Raw genomic sequence first — 18,277 nt, forward strand, 5'->3', positions numbered from 1 at the left:
CGCGTGCCCCTCGTGCAAGACCAAGCGGCGCGCCCTCCCCGGGCGCGCCGACTGCTCCGGGCCCTGGGCAGCGAGCGACTGCTGACGCTCGCGCTGATCCTCTTCGTCGGGCTGCTTTCCATCGCGCCGCTCGCCCGGCTGCTGCACGCCGCGCTCTTCCCGCAGGGCAGCTTCGACGCCGCCCGCATCGCGGAGATCCTCGGCGGCCGCCGGGTGCTGGAGGCAACGCTCAACACCCTCTGGATCGCCTGCGCCGCGACGCTTCTGGCCACCGCGGTCGGCACGATGGCCGCGCTGCTGACCGCGCTCACCGACATGCGCCGCCGCACGCTCTGGGTGTTCGGCTTCGTGCTGCCGCTGATGATCCCGCCGCAGGTCACCGCGCTGGCCTGGGTGCAGGCCTTCTCGCCCGCCAGCCCGATCCTCGGCCCGCTCGGCCTGTCGCTGCCGCCCGGAACCCGCCATCCGCTCTACTCCATGGGCGGGATCATCTTCCTGCTCGGGCTCTACAATGCCCCGCTCGTCTTCCTGTCGGTCCGCGCCTCGCTGCAGCGCCTCCCGGCCTCGCTGGTCGAGGCCGCCCATGCCAATGGCGCCAATGCAGGCGCCGTGACCCGCGACATCATCCTGCCGCTGATCCGCGGCGGCATCTTCGCCGGGGCCGCGCTGGCCTTCGTCTCCTCGATCGGCAACTTCGGCATCCAGGCGATGCTCGGCATCCCCGCCCGCGTGCCGACGCTGATCACCCTGATCTACCAGCGGCTCAACGCCTACGGCCCCTCGGCACTGAACGACATGGCCCTGCTGGCGCTGCTGCTCGCCCTGCTGACCGTGCTCGGCATGACCCTCACCGCCTGGCTCGGACGCCGCGGCGACCAGCGCGTCGATGCGGCGCAGCGCCCACCGCGCATGGCGCTCGGCGGCTGGCGCCTGCCGGTCACGGCCCTCGCCTGGCTCTACCTCGCGCTCTGCCTCGCGCTGCCGCTCTCGGCGCTCTTCGGCACGGCGCTGGTGCGGGGCTACGGCCAGCCGCTGACCCTGGACACGCTCACCTTCGAGAACTTCGCCAATGCGCTCTTCCACCACGAGGGCCTCCGCGGCGCCTTTCTCACCTCGCTCTGGCTGACGCTGCTGACGGTGGCGGTGCTGATCCCGGCTGCGGTCGCCCTCGGCTATGTGCTGAGCTGGCGCCGCGGCTGGGTCGCCCGGCTGCTGCGCCTCGCATCGGAGCTGGCCTACGCGCTGCCCGGGATCATCATCGGCGTCGCGATGATCCTGTTCTTCCTGCGCCCCCTGCCCGTCCTCGGCACCGGGCTCTACGGCACGGTCTGGGTGATCCTCGCCGCCTACCTGTCGAACTTCCTCGCCCTCGCACTGCGGCCCATCCTCGGCGGCTACGCGCAGATCGACCGCGCCCTCGACGAGGCCGCGCAGCTCGCCGGCGCCGGGGTCTTCGCACGGCTGCGCGACATCGTGCTGCCCGCCCTCGCCCCCTCGGCCATGGCCGCGGCGATCCTCGTGTTCATGACGGCGGTGAACGAGATCCAGGTCTCGGTGCTGCTGGTCAGCTCGCGCGCCACCACCATCGGCCCGATGATCATCTTCCTCGAAGAGGCCGGCTCCTCCACCCTCGCAGCCGCGGTCGGCTGCCTGATGGTGCTGCTTGTGCTGGCGCTCATGGGGCTCTCGCTGCTCGTCGGCCGCCGCCTGCCCGAGGGGGTGCTGCCATGGCGCGATTGACCGCCCTCAGCGGCCTCGGCCGCAAGAGCGCCGCGCTCTTCCTGCTCGAGATCGAGGGCCGCAGGCTGCTGCTCGACATGGGCGGCGGGCTGGAAGTGGACGAGCGCCCGGACCTCTCGCAGGCGGGGCGCATCGACGCCGTGCTGCTGAGCCACGCCCATGTGGACCACGTCGGCGCGCTCGACCGGCTGGCCGAGATCGGTGGCCCGCCGGTCTACGCGACACGGGAAACGCAACGCCAGCTCCCCCCTGCCCTGCGGCCTGCGCGCCTCGCAAGCCTGCCGGACCGCGGCTCCGCCGAAGTGCTGGGCGTGCGGCTCGAAACCGGCCGTTCCGGCCACGCGCCCGGCGGCATCTGGATGCGCTTTCCCACGCTGCGCGGCGGCTTTCTCTACACCGGCGACTTCAGCACCGAGGCACCGCTGCTGCGCTGCGATCCCTTTCCGCGCAGCGCCACTGTGCTGGCCGATGCCTCCTACGGCGATCGCGAGGACTCGCTCGCCTATCAGATCGCCGCCCTGACCGAGGCAGCGCGCGGCGGCGCGGTGCTGCCCTGCCCGGCGGACGGGCGCGGTCCGGACATGGTGGCGGCGCTCGGCGCCGCCGGGCTGACCGTCCACGCCTGCCCTCATATCGCCGATGAGACCGAACGGCACACCGGCAGCCGCCCGCCCGGGGCCACCCCAGAGACCGCCACCGCCGCGCAGGTCATCGTCGCCGACGGACCCAATGCCGAGCACGGGCTGCCCGCCGCGCTGCGCGAGCGCCCGGGCTTCCGCTTCATCTTCTCCGGCCACGTGCCGCGCAGCAGCCCGGCGCATGCGATGATTGCCGGGGGCCACGCCCGCTGGATGGGCTGGAACGTGCACCCGCGGCTGACTGACATCCTCGCCGTGGCCGCCAGCACCCGCGCCGAGCGCGTGCTGCCCGCCTTCGTCGACCTGACCACCGCCCCCCGCCTGACCGCCGCGCTCGGCCCGCGCCTGCGGCAGTGCACCAGCCTCGAGGTCTGAGCCATGAGCCGCCACCATCTTCCCGACGCCGTCCCCGCAGCCGAGGCCGCCGAGGACCACCAGCCGCTGCTCTGGAGGGTCACCGCCGAGATCGGCCCCGGCCTCGACGCGCTCTGGCTCGGCAACCTGCCCGCTGCCGAGGACGGGACCACCCTGCAACGGGCGGGGATCGGCGCCAGCCTCAACCTCGCGATGAACATCTTTCCCGGCCCGCTCCTGCGCCCGGACGGCACCCACCTCCGGCGCTACCAGATCGGCCTGCTCGACGGGGCGGGCAATGCCCCCGAGACGCTGGCCGCGGCGGTCACGCTGATCGACGGGCTCGCGGCGATCTACACCGAGGGCAAGCCGCACTACCCCGCGCATATCAAGGGCGGGCTGCTGGTACATTGCCGCGGCGGGCGCTCGCGCTCGGTCACCGTGCTGGCGCTCTGGCTGCACCTGCGGCGGCCCGGCGCCTTCCCGACCTTTGACGAAGCCCTCGCCCATCTCCGCGCCCTGCGCGGTCTCGAGCAAAGCTACCCGCTGCCACCGATGCTCACCCTCGGCCGCGAGGTGCTGGACCGGGGCCTCTGCGCCCGATGAAACCGCCGCGCCCGCCGCTCGGCCCGCCGAAAGCCCGCTTCGTCTCCGCCTCCGACGTGGCGCGGCTGGCAGGGGTCTCGCGTTCGGCGGTGTCGCGCGCCTTCACCCCCGGCGCGCAGGTCTCCGAGCAGGCCCGCGCCCGCATCCTCGCCGCCGCCGAGGAGCTCGGCTACCGGGTCAACCGCCTCGCCCGCACGCTGCACCAGGAGCGCTCGGACCTCGTCGGCGTGGTCGGCGGCAATTTCTCCAACCCCTATATCTCCGCCCAGCTCGACGCGCTGTCGAAGGCGCTGCACGCCCGCCGCCTGCAATGCCTGCTGATGAACAGCGCCTGCGGCGTGGCCGAGGACCTGAAGCGCCTGCTCGACTACCGGGTGCGCACGGTGGTGCTGCTTTCGGGCGCCGTGCCCGACACGCTGATCCGGCTCTGCGCGCAGAACGGCGCGCGCATGGTGCTGATCAACCGCCCGCGCCCGCCCGAGGGCGCGCGGGCCGATCTCATCCTCGCGGGCAACGCCCGCGGCGGACGGCTCGCGGCGGAGCGGCTGGCGCAGGCCGGCTGCCGCAACGTGGCGGTGGTGATCTCGGGCTCGCGCACCTCGGCCAAGCTGGAGCGCGCCGAGGCCTTCTGCTCGGAGATGTCCCTGCGCGGCATGCCGGTGACCCGCTGGGCCGACGGGCCGAACAGCTACGAGACCGGGGTGGAGGCCGCCCGCTCCCTGCTGCGCGAACCGGGGCTCGACGGCATCTTCGGCGTCACCGACGAGATCGCGCTCGGCGTGCTCAACACCGCGCGTTTCGAACTCGGCCTGCGCGTGCCGGAGGACCTGTCGGTGATCGGGTTCGACGACGCGCCGATCTCCGGCTGGTCCTCGCATGCGCTGACCACCGTCAGCCAGTCGCTCGCGGATCTCACCCGCGCCACGATGGAGGCTATCGCCCTGCCCCCCGAGGCCGCGCCCATGCTCTACGAGGTGCCGGTGCGGCTGGTCGAGCGCGGCTCGGTCCGCGCGCCGCTCAGCCCCGGAACGGATTGAGGATCCGCAGCCGCCCCTCGACCAGAAGCCCGTGATGCATGTCCTCGGACCACAGCGTGTCGCAGCCCGCCTCCAGCGCCGCGCCGACGATCATCGAGTCGTAGACCGAGAAGCCGTAGCGCTGCCCGAGCGCGCGGCCGATGTCATGGGTCCGCTCGGTCAACGGCACCACCTCGCAGAGCGCCCGGACCCCGGCAAGGAACTCCCCGGCCTCCTCGGCGCTCAGCTTCGCCTTGCGCAGGCAGTTCACCAGCGCCTCGTTCAGCACCTGCACGCTGATCACCCCGCGCTGCAGCAGCAGCGCCTCGGCGCGGTCGGCCTTCGGCCCCTCGCCCAGCAGGTAGAGGATCACGTTGGTGTCGAGAAATGCACGGGACATGGTGCGAACCGGCGATCAGCGCGCGTTGGCCTCGTCGCGCGACAGCGGCCCTTCGGGCAGCCGCCCGCGGAAGCGGCGCAGCCCGGCGAGGATCTCCTCGGGCCGCGCGGCGCGACGCACCGCCAGCCCGCGGTCGTCGGGGTGCAGCTCGATGCGGTCGCCCTCCTTCAGGCCGAGCTCGCGCACGAGATCGGCGGGCAAGCGCACGGCCAAGGAATTGCCCCATTTGGAGATCTGCATCGGTGACTCCTGACGGTCGGATATACAGCTGACAATGTATATCTATCACCTGCCCCGATCAAGCCAGGGCCATGCCCTCGCAGGCCTCCGCTAAGAGCCGCGGAGCCCCAAAAGAATAGACACCCGAAGATTTCTCCCCGGGTGCCGAGCATGATAAACAAAAAACAAAGGAACATCGGCACAATAGCCTTCCCCCCGTCACCCGAACGAAGACCGCCGCCCTAGAAATGAGAGCGTAGCGCTGCCATCAGGAGAGAAAACTCCGATTTGCTCAGTCATGGCAGCGACATCAGGCACACTCAGACTAGCGTGATTTCGCCTGTTGGGAGTCGAAATTTGCCGATGCCGGGCGCTTTTCGCGCAAGCCGTTGTTCCGCCCCATCTTTTCCACAATCTGTGAACGGATGATTTTCAACCCCCGCGAGAACGACTCAATCAGGCATTTTACGCTGCCGCGAAAGCAAGAGAGAATCACCTTACGCAAGCCGGAATCGGACTCGACCCAAATCGCTAAGATACTGTTAATTATAGACTTTTAAATGAACTAGGCTCATCCACCACTACATGCAGTGGGCGGAATTCTTACACCCACACTCGGCTGTGGCGAGCCCAAGGCGGCGCAAACACAGTCTCGCCGCCGAAGTGTCGCCTTGTGGACAAATGTTCATTCGTATAGCCGCCCGCTTCAATCTGACACACGGCGGCCCCGAAAACGCAAAACGCCCCCGGCCTTGCGGGCCGGGGGCGCGGATCACGTCAGCCGAGGTGGTCTCAGCCGAGAATGCCGTTCAGCGTCGCCGAGGGGCGCATCACGCCGGCGGTCTTCTCCGCATCGCCATGGTAGTAGCCGCCCAGATCCGCCGGCTTGCCCTGCACCGCCGCCAGCTCGCCGACGATCGCCGCCTCGCCTTCGGCCAGCGCCTTGGCGATCGGCGCGAAATGCGCCGCCAGCTCGGCATCGCCGGTCTGCGCCGCCAGGGCCTCGGCCCAGTAGCGGGCGAACCAGTAGTGGCTGTCGCGGTTGTCGGGCTCGCCAACCTTGCGCGAAGGCGAGCGGTCGTGGTCGAGGATGCCTTGCGTCGCGGCATCCACCGCATCGCCCAGCACCCGCGCCTTCTCGTTGCCCTTCTGGTCGGCAAGGAACTTGAAGCTCTCGCCGAGCGCGCAGAACTCGCCCAGCGAGTCCCAGCGCAGGTGGTTCTCTTCCACCAGCTGCTGCACGTGCTTCGGAGCCGAACCGCCGGCACCGGTCTCGAAGAGACCGCCGCCGTTCATCAGCTTCACGATCGAAAGCATCTTGGCCGAGGTGGCCAGCTCGAGGATCGGGAAGAGGTCGGTCAGGTAGTCGCGCAGCACGTTGCCGGTGATCGCGATGGTGTTCTCGCCCTTGGTGATGGTCTCGAGCGAGGCGATGGTGGCTTCGCGCGGCGCCATGATCTCGAACTTGTCGGCGACGCCCTTGGCCTCGAGGATCGGCTTCACGAACTCGATCAGCTGCGCATCGTGGGCGCGGCTGGCGTCGAGCCAGAAGATCGCGCGGTAGCCGGTCGCCTTCTGGCGGTCGATGGCCAGGTTCACCCAGTCCTCGATCGGCGCCTTGCGGGCCGAGGCCGAACGCCAGATGTCGCCCGCTTCGACGGCATGCGAATGCAGCACGGTGCCATCGTCGAGGATCATCTTGACGGTGCCCGCCTCGGCGATCTCGAAGGTGGTCGGGTGCGAGCCGTATTCCTCGGCCTTCTGTGCCATCAGGCCGATGTTCTGCACGGTGCCGGCGGTGGCCGGGTTCAGCTTGCCGTTGGCCTTGAAGAACTCGATCGACGCGTCATAGACCGGCGCGTAGGAGTTGTCGGGGATCACGCAGTTGGTGTCCGCTTCCTTGCCGTCCGGACCCCAGCCCTTGCCACCGGCGCGGATCAGCGCGGGCATCGAGGCGTCGATGATCACGTCCGACGGCACGTGCAGGTTGGTGATGCCCTTGTCCGAGTTCACCATGTACATCGGCGGGCGCGCGGCGCGCACCTCTTCGATCGCGGCCACGATCTCGGCGTTGTCCTTCACCCGCTCCAGCAGGTCGCCGAGGCCCGAGTTCGGGTTGACGCCGAGCGCCTTCAGCGCGTCGCCGTACTTGTCGAACACCGGCTTCAGCCAGGCCTTCACCGCGTGGCCGAAGATGATCGGGTCCGAGACCTTCATCATCGTCGCCTTCATGTGCAGCGAGAACAGCGTGCCTTCTTCCTTGGTCTTGGCGATCTCGTCTTCCAGGAAGGCGTCGAGCTTCGCCGCGCTCATGTAGGTGGCATCGACCACGGTGCCCGCCGGATAGGAGACACCCTCTTTAAGCACGGTCTCGCCCGAGGCGGTCTCCAGCACGATCTTCGCGGTCGCGGCCTTGTCGAGGGTCGCCGACACCTCGTTCGAGAAGAAGTCACCGCCGTCCATCGAGGCGACGCGGGTCTTGCTGTCCTTGCTCCACTCGCCCATGCGGTGCGGGTTCGACTGGGCGAATTTCTTCACCGCGGCGGCGGCGCGGCGGTCCGAGTTGCCCTCGCGCAGCACCGGGTTCACGGCCGAACCCTTGATGCCGTCGTACTTGGCCTGAACCGCCTTCTCTTCGTCGGTGGTCGCCTCGTAGGGGTAGTCGGGCAGCGCGTAGCCCTGGCCCTGCAGTTCCTTGATCGCGGCCACAAGCTGCGGCACCGAGGCCGAGATGTTCGGCAGCTTGATGACGTTCGCCTCGGGTTTCTTCACCCAGTCGCCGAGCCAGGCCAGGTCGTCCGACTGGCGCTGCGCGTCGGTGAGCGCCTCGGGGAAGGTCGCGAGGATGCGGCCCGCGAGCGAGATGTCCTTGGTGCCGACCGACACACCGGCGGCAGCGGCAAAGCTGCGGATGATCGGAAGCAGCGAGGCCGAGGCCAGCTCGGGCGCTTCGTCGACCTTGGTGTAAACGATGTCAGGAGTGTTGTTCTCAGCCATGATGCGATGCCTTTCCTGGGGGTCTGGCCCCCTTTAGCCGTTCTGCATACAAAGGTCTACAGTCGCGGTGCCGCATCGGATCGCCGCACCGCCTGCCCCTGCCCTAGCGCGGATTTGCCGGAAATTCCACGCCGCCCGGGCGGCGTGCGCGGGCCAGCGCCAAGCCGGGCGGATCGGCGCGATGCCGAGCCTAGTCCTCTTCGCGCAGGCTCGATCCCTCGGGCAAAGGCCGCTTGATGTTGCGCTGCATGTCCATGACGTAGCCGATGATCGCCGCCACCGCCTCCCAGTGCTCGATGGGGATCTGCTTGTCGACCTCGGCCACGTCGTGCAGCGCCCGCGCCAGCGGCCGGTTCTCGATGATCGGCACCTCGGACTCGCGCGCCAGCTGGCGGATCCGCGCGGCCATCAGGTCGGCGCCCTTGGCGATGCAGACCGGCGCCATGTCGACGCCGCTCTCGTATTTCAACGCCACCGCGTAGTGGGTCGGGTTGGTCAGCACCACCGTCGCCCGCGGCACCGCCTGGGCGATGCGCTGCCGCGCCCGCTCGCGGCGCAGCTGCATGCGCTTGCCGCGGATCTGCGGGTCGCCCTCGGTGTCCTTGTGCTCGTCCTTGATTTCCTTCATCGACATGCGCTGCTTGCGGCGGTGGTCGAAGCGCTTCCACAGCACGTCCGCCACGGCGATCACCAGCAGGATCGCCAGCACCACCAGCAGCATGCGCGAGGCGGTGCGGCGGGCGAACTCGGTCACCATCTCGGGCAGCACCCCCTGCACCTGCCACAGCTCGCGCACCCCGTGATAGGTGATCCACAGGCCAATCCCGCCGACCACCAGCACCTTCAGCATGCTCTTGCCGAACTCCACCATCGCGGCCAGCGAGTAGATCTTCTTGAACCCAGACAGCGGCGAGATCTTCGACATCTTGGGCTTGATGCGCTCCGCGGCGACCACCAGGTCGCCCTGCAGCAGCACCCCGGCCACCGCACCGATCAGCATCAGCGCCAGCAGCGGCGCGAGCAGCGCGCCGACCCCGCGCAGCATGCCCCAGGTCACCCCGCCGAGATCGCGGATGCCCTGCACGTCCTCGCCGATGCTGACCTGCCCCGCGGTCTCGAAGACCCCGCGCAATACGCCGGCAAAGGGCGCAGAGACCCCCGGCATGACAAAGGCGGTGATCGCAAAGAGCGAGAGCACGGCGGTGACATTGCCAACCTCCTTGGAACTCGGCACATCGCCTTTCTCGCGCGCCTTTCGGAGCTTTCGCTCCGTTGGCTCTTCGGTCTTGCTGTCCTTGTCCTCGTCGTCGGCCATGCCCAGCTCCTCAGAACACCAGCAGGCCGAGCCACTCGGCGAAACGCGCGGCGAACTCGCGCAGCATCAGCGGCGCGGCCATGACCAGCACCAGCAGCCCCGAGAAGATCAGCACCGGCCCGGCAACGAAGAACACCGGCAGCGTCGGCATCATCCGCGCGGTCAGGCCCATGGCAAGGTTGAGCAGCAGCCCCATGACGAAGAAGGGCGCGGCGATGGACAGCCCCATGTAGAAGCTCGCGCTCACCGCCCGGACGATCTGCTGCGCCAGATCGCCGGTCATGATGCGCCCCGGCGGGAAGACGTCGTAGCTCATCACCATGGCGCCGATGATCAGGTGGTGCAGGTCGGTGGCGAAGATCACCGCCACCGCCGCCATCATAAGAGCGGTCGAGATCAGATCGGCCCCCTCGAAGGAGCCGAGGCTCGGCGAGAAGGCGTTGGCCAGCCCCGAGATCGTGCCGATCTGGTAGCCGGCGAACTGCAGCCCGGTGAGCAGGATGCGCGCGCTCACCCCGATCCACACGCCGAGCGTCAGCTCGATGGCGAGGATCCCGAAGAAGGCGGCGGTATTGTCGAAATCCACCGGCCCGAGCGGCGCCAGCGGGTAGAGCGCCAGCGACAGCACCAGCGCCATGGCCAGCCGGTGGCGCACCGGGAAAAGGCTCTCGCCGAGGCCGGGCATGAACATCAGGATGCCGCCGATCCGGGCAAAGACCAGCGCCACCCCAAGGAATTCGACGGTGATCAGCGCCGAGACGTTCATCTACTTGCCGATGGTCGCGACGGTGCGCAGCGCCGCCTTGCGGTGGATCTCGTTGTGCGACAGCACCGTGGTCATCGGGCTGACCCGCTCGAGCATCGAGCGCACGAAGCTGCGCACCTCGGGGCTGACCAGCAGCGCCGGCCATTCGTCGCGCTCGGCGAACTGCTGGATCTCGCGCCGGGCCTGCAACACGAAGTCCTGCACCCGCTGCGGCGACATGACGAAGTTGCGCTCGTCGCCGCTGACCCGCAGCGCCTCGAGGAACTCCTTCTCCCAGGCCGAGCCCATGGTGATCACCGAGATGAAGCCCGAGCCGTCTATCATCGACTTGCAAATCTGGTTGGCGAGGCGGCGGCGCACCTGCTCGGTGATCTGCGTGACGTTCGACGTGCTGCGCTTGGCCTCGGCGATGGCCTCGATGATCAGCGGCAGGTTGCGCACAGAAACGCGCTCGGCCAGCAGCCCCTGCAGCACCTGCTGGATCAGCACCATCGGCGCGTTGCCGGGAATGTCCTTGGCCAGCTTCTGGTACTCGCGGTCGAGCCCCTCGATCAGCTCCTGGGTGGCGCCATAGGTCATCAGCTCGGGCAGGTGTTCCTTCACCACCTCGGTCAGATGGGTGATGATCACGCTTTCGGGGTCGACCACGGTCAGTCCCATGCCCTCGGCGATCTTGGCGGTCTCGGGATCGACCCAGAGCGCATCAAGGCCGAAGGTCGGATCCTTGCCCTTCTCGCCGCGCAGCCCGCACTCGCCGGGGTTGACCACCATCATGCCGGTCGGGCGCACCTCGCCGCGGGCCACCTCGACCCCCTGCACCATCAGCGCGTAGCTCTGCGAGGGCAGCATCGGCTCGTCCTTGATCCGCACCGTCGGCAGCACGAAACCGAACTCGCGGGCGAACAGCCCGCGCAGGCTCTTGATCTTGCCCGCCAGCGCCGCGTCGGGGCTGGAGATCAGCGGCACCAGCGCCTGCCCCAGGTCGAGCCGCAGCGTGTCGAGCTTCAGCGTCTCCTTGATGCTGTCCTCGGCGGGCGCCGCCTCGGCCTTCTGCCGCTGCACCTCCTCGCGGGCGGCGGTCTGCGTGGCCTCCTCTGCGCTGCGCTGCACGGTGATCCCGAGGAACACCATCAGCCCCGCCAGCGCGGCAAAGACCAGCGACGGGAAGCCCGGCAGCAGCCCGATGGCAAACAGCAGCGCCCCGGCCATGAACAGCGCCTTGGGGAATTTCGAAAGCTGGCCCAGCACCGCCTCGTTGGCCGCGCCCTCGGTGCCGCCCTTGGTGACCAGCAGGCCCGCCGCCAGCGAGACCACCAGCGCCGGGATCTGCGACACCAGCCCGTCGCCGATGGTCAGCACGGTGTAGAAGTTGGCCGCCTCGGACAGCGACAGCCCGTGCTGCGCGACGCCGATCAGGATGCCGCCGATGACGTTGATCAGCGTGATGATGATCCCCGCAACCGCGTCGCCGCGCACGAATTTCGACGCACCGTCCATCGCCCCGAAGAAGCCGCTCTCGTCCTCCAGCTCCTTGCGCCGGGCGCGCGCCTGCTCCTCGTCGATCAGCCCGGCGCCGAGATCGGCGTCGATCGCCATCTGCTTGCCCGGCATGGAGTCCAGCGAGAAGCGGGCCGAGACCTCGGCGATCCGGGTCGACCCCTTGGTGATCACCACGAAGTTGATGACCACGAGAATGGCAAAGATCACGATGCCGATGATGAAGTTGCCGCCGACGATGAAGCGCGAGAAGCCCTCGATCACCCCGCCCGCGGCGCTGGGGCCGGTGTGGCCTTCCGACAGGATCAGCCGGGTCGAGGCGACATTGAGCGACAGCCGCAGCATGGTCACCACCAGCAGCAGCGTCGGGAAGGAGTTGAAGTCCAGCGGCTTCGGGATCCACAGCGCCACCATCAGGATCAGCACCGAGACCGACAGCGACACCGCCAGCCCGAGGTCGAGGATCACCGGCGGCAGCGGCACGAAGAGCACGCCGAGCATCAGCGTCACGCCGATGGCGAAGGCCACGTCGCGGTTCGCCAGCCCCCGCGCCTTCAGGCTGGGGCGCTTGCGCGACGCGGTGAAGGGATCGGTCAGCGACATCAGAACATCTTTCGGAAGGCGGGCAGCACGGGTTGCATCACCTCGCGCCCATAGAGACTGCGCGCGCCCTCGTCGGCGGCGCCGCTGCGCGTGGTCAGCCAGGAGGTCCAGAAATGCCCCTCGGGCAGCGGCTCGGCGGCGGCCATGGCGACCGGCGCGGAGATCCCGCCCCCGGCCCCCGCCGCCAGCGTGCGGAAGATATCCAGCCGGTCATTGGCGATCGAGACGTTCTGCTTGAGCCGCCCGAGGTAGGCCTGCTGGTACTCCGGCGTCGCCGAGTGGTAGCGCCCCGCCGCCTCGACCCAATCGCCGGTCTGCTCGTAGAGAGACACCAGCAGCCGCGCCGCGTAGTCGACGTTGCGCGCCGGATCGAAGCCATGCTCGAGCGAGACGAAGGCATCGGGATGCCAGCGCAGGTTCACCTGCATGCAGCCCACGTCGACCGAGGCCACCCCGGCGCCCTGCCGCGCCCGCACCCAGCTCGCGGCGGTCTCGGGGCTGGTGAAATAGCGCCCGTCGCCCTCGGCATTGGCGGTCCAGGGCCAGATCGTCAGCTCGCCCTCGTGCATCATGCCCGCTTCCTGCAGGCCGATGCCCAGAAGCAGGTTGCCGGGGATTTGGTGGCGCAGCTGCGCGCGCAGGATCTCGCGGATGCAGATGCCCGACGGCGTGCCCTGCACCGGCCGCGCCGGCGCGGGCTCCGTAGCCCGCGCCGCGGGCCGGTAGAAATCGCTCCAGTCCGCCCGCGCCCCCTGCCCCGCGAGCAGCAGCGCGGCGAGCATCCCCCAGATCATCGCAACGCGGCGCATCAGTAGCCCCCGCTGATGATCAGATCAAAGGCGGTGTCCGACAGCCGCTTGACCATGGCGTACATGAACGGCGTGAAGACCAGCAGTCCGAGGAAGATCGCCACGATCTTCGGCACGAAGGTCAGCGTCATCTCCTGGATCTGGGTCAGCGCCTGGAAGAAGGCGATGACCAGCCCGACCAGCAGCGCGATCCCCATGATCGGGCCGGACGCGTAGAGCACGGTCAAGAAGGCCTCCGACAGGATCGTATGCGTATCGGCTTCGGTCACCGCGCCCCCATTCGCCGGATCAGACCGGCATGCGCATGATTTCCTGGTAGGCCTCGACCAGCTTGTCGCGCACCGCCACCGCGGTGTTCACCGTGGTTTCCAGCTCGAGCGTCGCCAGCACCACCTGCTGCGTGTCGACATCGCCACGCAGCCCGTTCTGCGCCACCGCCTCGGCCTCGCGGATGGTCTGCACCGTCTCGGCGCCGGCCTGGGTGACCATCTCGGCAAAGCTCGGCCGCTCGGCCTGGTCCGGCGCGATGGTCGGAATCTTCTCGGCCGCCATGTCGCGCGACGCGCGGTAGGCGCCGCTGGCGGAATTCAGGGAAAGGAGCGAGGAGGAGGGGCCCGCCATACGTCAAAGTCCTATTTCAGCAGGTCGAGAAGCTGCGTGCGCATGGTGCGCCCGGTCTCGAACATGTTCAGGTTGGCCTGGTAGCTGCGCGAGGCCTCGCGCATGTTGGCCAGCTCGAGGATGGTCTTCACGTTCGACACCTTCACGAAGCCGTCCTGGTCGGCGGCCGGGTGCGCCGGGTCGAAACGCAGTTCGAAATCGGCGTCGTCGCGGGTCACATCCGACACACCCACCATCGAGGCGCCGGTCTCCCGGTCGACCATCTCCTCGAAGGAGATCACCTTGCGGCGGTAGGGATCGCCGCCCTCGGTATTGCCGGTGGAGCTGGCGTTGGCGACGTTTTCCGACACCACCTTCAGACGCTCGCCCTGGGCGCGCATGCCGCTCGCGGCGACGTTCAGAACGGATTTCAACGGATCCATGGTGCGCTCCCTCAGCGAATGCCGGTGACCGCGACGGTCAGCAGGCTGTGACCCTTGCGATACAGCTCGGCGGCCAGCCGGTAATTGCCCGCCACGTCCGCGGCCTTGATGGTCTGCTGCTCGACCGACACGGTATTGCCGTCGAGGCTGGCCTCCCAGGCGGTCTCGTCCCGCTCGATTCGCACGCCGTCCGGCGTGGTGTGGCCGCTCTGGATGTGCTGCGCATCGGTCACCGAAAGGCCGCTCATCTCGCGCGAACCTTCCAGCGCCTGCGCGAAGTCGTTCACCTCGCGGGCCTTGTAATTGGGCGTATCCGCGTTGGCGATGTTCTCGGAAATCACACTCTGCCGCGCCCCGAGCCACGTCATGCGCTCGGAAGCCAGCTGGAAAAAGGACATACCATCAAGTTTCATGAAGAGTTCCCTTTTGGTTGAAACAAGGATAGCATGAATAAAACGGACACATCAATGGATAGTGACCATGCACACCGCGTTTTCGGAGCTTTCAAGTCTTACACGGACCATTGAAAGGTCAAGCATAACCGGCGAGGTGAAATCCGCGCTCGGGCTGGTCCTGACGGTCTCGGGGCTCGAGCGCGCGGTCGGCATCGGCGCGCATTGCCTCGTTCAGGGCCGCGAGGGCCCGGTCCTTGCCGAGGTCGTGGGGATCGACGAAAGCGGCACCCGCCTCCTGCCCTTCGGCAGCTGGGACGGCGTGCGCACCGGCGATCCGGTGCAGGTCACCCAGAACGCCAACGAGGTCCGCCCCGACGACGCCTGGATCGGCCGGGTGGTGAACGCCCTTGGCCAGCCGCTCGACGGCAAGGGCCGCCTGCCCGAGGGGGACATCCCGCGCAAGGTCCGCGCCGCGCCCCCGCCGGCCTTCGAGCGCCGCCGCGTCGGCGAGCGGCTCAACACCAAGGTCAAGGTGATGGACGTCTTCACCCCGCTCTGCCGGGGCCAGCGCATGGGGGTCTTCGCCGGCTCCGGCGTCGGCAAGTCGACGATGATGGCCATGCTGGCGCGCGGCGCGCAGGCCGATGTGATCGTTGTCGGCCTCGTCGGCGAGCGGGGCCGCGAGGTGCAGGACTTCCTGCAGGAGGATCTCGGCGAGGAAGGCATGGCGCGCTCGGTGGTCGTCGTCTCCACCGGCGACGAGCCGCCGCTGATGCGCCGCCAGGCCGCCTGGACCGCCACCGCCGTCGCCGAGCACTTCCGCGACCAGGGCAAGCAGGTGCTGCTGCTGCTCGACAGCGTGACCCGCTTCGCCATGGCGCAGCGCGAGATCGGCCTTGCCGGGGGCGAACCGCCCACCGCCAAGGGCTACCCGCCCACCACCTTCGCCGAGCTGCCGCGCATGATGGAGCGCGCCGGCCCCGGCTCGGGCACCGGCGGCGACATCACCGCGCTCTACACGGTGCTGGTCGACGGCGGCGACATGGAAGACCCGATCGCCGACGCGGTGCGCGGCATCATGGACGGGCACATCGTGCTCGACCGCAAGATCGCCGAACAGGGCCGCTTCCCGGCGGTGAATCTGCTGCGCTCGATCTCGCGGATGCTGCCCGACTGCCACCACCCGGACGAATACGCGATCTACAAGGCCGCCCGCCGCGCCGCCGCGCGCTATGCCGACATGGAGGAACTGATCCGCATCGGCGCCTACCGCCGCGGCAGCGATCCCGAAGTGGACTCCGCCATCGACCTCGCCGAGCCGCTCGATCAGCTCCTCAGCCAGGGCAAGCGCGAGGCCATGGAAGCCGCCGAGACCTTCGCCCGGCTGCATGGCGCGCTTTCGGATGCCGACATTCCCGTAGTCGCGCCCTGAGCGCGCCCCTCTGCGAGACATCGGCACAGCGCTCTGCGGCTATCGCCGCAGAGCCTTCCTTCCCCGCCCGGCACCCAACCCTAGGTCAACCTCTGCGCACCCAATTCCAGCAGACAGGACGCCTATAGCGAGAAATCGCCTATCCGAATTCTCGGAATTGATGTGCATTCGGATATAACATTAATGTTTCAGTTGACTCCTAGTTAACGCTCGATCAACAAGCAAAAATATGACTAATTCGTGACCGGGGATGTGGCTCAAAGTTACATATCGATCCGAATTGCGCGAAATATGTTTGCAGCGCATCGGATCCGCTTTGACTGCCAAGGGGTAAAGAGTTTCGAGGGATTGATCGATGTTTGATGCAGGATATTACAGCGACGACTCTGGCATTTTCAGCAGCCAGCGCCGCGCCTACCGCGAGAAGGCCCAGGGCCCCTATCGCAGCGTCGTGAAACCGGTCTGCGACCTCCTCCTCGCCCTCGCCATGCTGCCGCTGCTCGCCCCGGTCATCGCGCTGCTCTGGGCTCTGGTCCGCATGGATGGCGGACCGGGCTTCTTCGGCCACCGCCGCATCGGCAAGAACGGCAAGGTCTTCCGCTGCTGGAAAATCCGCACCATGGTGCCCAACGCCGAGGCGAAGCTGCAGCAGCACCTCGCCGCCAACCCCGCCGCCCGCGCCGAATGGGCGCGCGACCACAAGCTCACCGACGATCCGCGCATCACCCGCCTCGGCCGCTTCCTGCGCGAGACAAGCCTCGACGAGCTGCCGCAGATCTGGAACGTGCTGACCGGCGAGATGAGCTTCGTCGGCCCCCGCCCGGTCGTCCGCGCCGAGATCACCAAATACGGCATCCACCGCACTGCCTACCTGCTGATGAAGCCGGGGATCACCGGGCTCTGGCAGGTCTCGGGCCGCAACGACGTCACCTACGCCGAGCGCGTCGAGATGGACGTGCGCTATCTCAACGACCAGTCGCTGGCCACCGACAGCCGCCTGCTGCTGCTCACCGCCAAGAGCGTGCTCGGCCGCACCGGGCGCTGAGCCGCCCCACCCCGGACAGCAGAAGGCCCCGGCCCGCAAGGGTTCGGGGCCTTCTGCTGTCTGCCGCCCGCCTGCTCCGCCGGCCCGCTCCGCCCGATTGCGCAGGCCGCGCCGCTCCGGCACAGTGCCGCCTCAAGACCACCAAGACGAAAGAGCCGCGCATGAGCCGCCAGACCGCCGCCCTCCCCTCCCCTGCCCCGGGCCGCTGGTCCATGCTGGCGCTGATCTGCATCGGCGTCGTCGGCGTGCTCTGCACCTGGTTCTCCGCCACCGCCATCATCCCCGAGCTGATCACCCATTGGCAGCTCAGCCCCGGCCAGGCCGCCTGGCTGACCAACGCCGTGCAGCTCGGCTTCGTGGTCGGCGCCGTCGGCTCGAGCCTCGTCAACCTGCCCGACATCCTGCCGATGAAGCGCCTGATGACCGCCGCCGCGGTGATCGCCGCACTCGCCAATGCCGCGCTGCTGGTCTCCGGACCGACCACGGCGATCCTCGCCCGCTTCGTCACCGGCATCGCGCTGGCCGGCGTCTACCCGCCGGCGCTCAAGCTCATGTCCACCTGGTTCTCGCGCGGCCGCGGCCTCGCCCTTGGCTTCCTGATCGGCGCGCTGACCCTCGGCTCCTCTATGCCGCACCTCATCCGCGCCCTGACCTCGGGCATCGACTGGCGGGCGGTGGTCTGGGGTACCTCCGCCGCCGCCCTCGCCTCGGCCATCCTGTTCGCGGGCACCTTGCGCGAGGGCCCGCACGGCTTCGGCCGCGCCGCCTTCGACCCGCGCCAGTCGCTCGCGGTCTTCACCAACCGCCCGCTGATGCTCGCCAACCTCGGCTACTTCGGCCACATGTGGGAGCTCTACGCCATGTGGGCCTGGTTCCTCGCCTTCGCCACGGCGGCGCAGGAAAGCGGCCTCTCGCCCTTCCCCTTCGGCACCGCCTCGATGCTGAGCTTCGTGGTGGTCGCCAGCGGCGTCATCGGCTGCCTGCTCGGCGGCTGGCTGTCGGACCGCATCGGGCGCTGCCTGACCTGCGCCGGAATGATGATCGTCTCCGGTGCCTGCGCCGCCCTCATCGGCGTCGCCTTCGAGGGCCCGACGCTGTTGCTCGCCGCCCTGGCGCTGATCTGGGGCATCAGCGTGATCGGCGACAGCGCGCAGTTCTCCGCCGCGGTCACCGAGCTTTCCGAACCGCATTTCGTCGGCACCGCCCTGGCACTGCAGCTCGGCATCGGCTTCGCCCTGACCGTCGTGGCGATCTGGCTGCTGCCGCTCTTCGCCAACCTGATCGGCGGCTGGCACTGGGCCTTCCTGATGCTGCTGCCCGGCCCGGTGATCGGCGCGCTCGCGATGCTCGCCCTGCGCCGAGATCCCTCGGCCACGCGGCTCGCCCACGGCGCGCGCTGAGC

General features: G+C 68.7%; 18 protein-coding genes. 7 read left to right on the plus strand and 11 right to left on the minus strand.

Going from position 1 to position 18,277, the window contains the following annotated elements; genetic code table 11:
* Nucleotides 1-12 precede the first annotated feature (12 nt).
* The 4 genes from LC039_RS18950 to LC039_RS18965 are packed head-to-tail and all read left to right on the plus strand — an operon-like array spanning nt 13 to nt 4,375.
* Nucleotides 13-1,740, plus strand: a complete 1,728-nt coding sequence (locus tag LC039_RS18950) for an ABC transporter permease (protein ID WP_226627364.1) — start codon at nt 13-15, stop codon at nt 1,738-1,740.
* Complete coding sequence (locus LC039_RS18955) at nt 1,728-2,753, plus strand: MBL fold metallo-hydrolase (RefSeq protein WP_226627366.1); 1,026 nt, start codon at nt 1,728-1,730, stop codon at nt 2,751-2,753. The genes LC039_RS18950 and LC039_RS18955 overlap by 13 nt, the downstream gene beginning before the upstream one ends.
* Before the next feature lie 3 nt (nt 2,754-2,756).
* On the plus strand, nt 2,757-3,338 hold the full coding sequence (locus LC039_RS18960; protein ID WP_226627367.1) for a dual specificity protein phosphatase family protein: 582 nt from the start codon (nt 2,757-2,759) through the stop codon (nt 3,336-3,338).
* Nucleotides 3,335-4,375: a LacI family DNA-binding transcriptional regulator gene (locus tag LC039_RS18965; protein WP_226627368.1), complete on the plus strand. Its 1,041-nt coding sequence runs from the start codon at nt 3,335-3,337 to the stop codon at nt 4,373-4,375. The genes LC039_RS18960 and LC039_RS18965 overlap by 4 nt, the downstream gene beginning before the upstream one ends.
* On the opposite strand, the gene LC039_RS18970 is transcribed toward LC039_RS18965, so the two are convergent.
* The 11 genes from LC039_RS18970 to flgB all read right to left on the minus strand — a co-directional run bounded on the left by LC039_RS18970 (nt 4,356) and on the right by flgB (nt 14,416).
* Nucleotides 4,356-4,754, minus strand: coding sequence for a PIN domain-containing protein (locus tag LC039_RS18970; RefSeq protein WP_226627369.1), 399 nt, complete (start codon nt 4,752-4,754; stop codon nt 4,356-4,358). The genes LC039_RS18965 and LC039_RS18970 overlap by 20 nt on opposite strands.
* A 15-nt stretch (nt 4,755-4,769) precedes the next feature.
* Nucleotides 4,770-4,994, minus strand: coding sequence for an AbrB/MazE/SpoVT family DNA-binding domain-containing protein (locus LC039_RS18975; protein ID WP_226627370.1), 225 nt, complete (start codon nt 4,992-4,994; stop codon nt 4,770-4,772).
* A gap of 771 nt (nt 4,995-5,765) precedes the next feature.
* Nucleotides 5,766-7,970 (minus strand): NADP-dependent isocitrate dehydrogenase, encoded by a 2,205-nt coding sequence (locus LC039_RS18980; protein WP_226627371.1) that lies wholly within the window; start codon nt 7,968-7,970, stop codon nt 5,766-5,768.
* 190 nt (nt 7,971-8,160) lie between these two features.
* Nucleotides 8,161-9,285: a flagellar biosynthesis protein FlhB gene (gene flhB, locus LC039_RS18985; protein ID WP_226627372.1), complete on the minus strand. Its 1,125-nt coding sequence runs from the start codon at nt 9,283-9,285 to the stop codon at nt 8,161-8,163.
* A gap of 10 nt (nt 9,286-9,295) precedes the next feature.
* A complete protein-coding gene (locus LC039_RS18990) occupies nt 9,296-10,051 on the minus strand; it encodes a flagellar biosynthetic protein FliR (RefSeq protein ID WP_226627373.1) in 756 nt (251 codons plus the stop codon).
* Nucleotides 10,052-12,151: a flagellar biosynthesis protein FlhA gene (gene flhA / locus LC039_RS18995; RefSeq protein ID WP_226627374.1), complete on the minus strand. Its 2,100-nt coding sequence runs from the start codon at nt 12,149-12,151 to the stop codon at nt 10,052-10,054.
* A complete protein-coding gene (locus LC039_RS19000) occupies nt 12,151-12,960 on the minus strand; it encodes a lytic transglycosylase domain-containing protein (protein ID WP_226627375.1) in 810 nt (269 codons plus the stop codon). The genes flhA and LC039_RS19000 overlap by 1 nt, the downstream gene beginning before the upstream one ends.
* Complete coding sequence (locus LC039_RS19005; RefSeq protein ID WP_226627376.1) at nt 12,960-13,229, minus strand: flagellar biosynthetic protein FliQ; 270 nt, start codon at nt 13,227-13,229, stop codon at nt 12,960-12,962. Before LC039_RS19005 ends, LC039_RS19000 begins: the two co-directional genes overlap by 1 nt.
* Nucleotides 13,230-13,248: 19 nt before the next feature.
* A complete protein-coding gene (locus LC039_RS19010) occupies nt 13,249-13,581 on the minus strand; it encodes a flagellar hook-basal body complex protein FliE (RefSeq protein ID WP_226627377.1) in 333 nt (110 codons plus the stop codon).
* Between the two features lie 11 nt (nt 13,582-13,592).
* Nucleotides 13,593-14,003: a flagellar basal body rod protein FlgC gene (gene flgC / locus LC039_RS19015; RefSeq protein WP_226627379.1), complete on the minus strand. Its 411-nt coding sequence runs from the start codon at nt 14,001-14,003 to the stop codon at nt 13,593-13,595.
* Nucleotides 14,004-14,014: 11 nt separating this feature from the next.
* Nucleotides 14,015-14,416 carry a flagellar basal body rod protein FlgB gene (gene flgB / locus LC039_RS19020; protein ID WP_226627381.1) on the minus strand — a complete coding sequence of 134 codons (402 nt, stop codon included), beginning with the start codon at nt 14,414-14,416 and terminating at the stop codon, nt 14,015-14,017.
* 67 nt (nt 14,417-14,483) lie between these two features.
* Between flgB and fliI the strand changes: the two genes are divergently transcribed.
* The 3 genes from fliI (at nt 14,484) to LC039_RS19035 (ending at nt 18,275) form a co-directional block, all read left to right on the plus strand.
* Complete coding sequence (gene fliI / locus LC039_RS19025; RefSeq protein WP_226627382.1) at nt 14,484-15,830, plus strand: flagellar protein export ATPase FliI; 1,347 nt, start codon at nt 14,484-14,486, stop codon at nt 15,828-15,830.
* Nucleotides 15,831-16,185: 355 nt separating this feature from the next.
* Nucleotides 16,186-16,875, plus strand: a complete 690-nt coding sequence (locus tag LC039_RS19030; RefSeq protein WP_226627384.1) for a sugar transferase — start codon at nt 16,186-16,188, stop codon at nt 16,873-16,875.
* Between the two features lie 161 nt (nt 16,876-17,036).
* Complete coding sequence (locus tag LC039_RS19035; protein WP_226627386.1) at nt 17,037-18,275, plus strand: MFS transporter; 1,239 nt, start codon at nt 17,037-17,039, stop codon at nt 18,273-18,275.
* Nucleotides 18,276-18,277 lie beyond the last annotated feature (2 nt).

Origin of the sequence: Alloyangia pacifica (genome assembly GCF_020524285.1) — a bacterium.
Classification (GTDB): Bacteria; Pseudomonadota; Alphaproteobacteria; order Rhodobacterales; family Rhodobacteraceae; genus Salipiger; species Salipiger pacificus_B.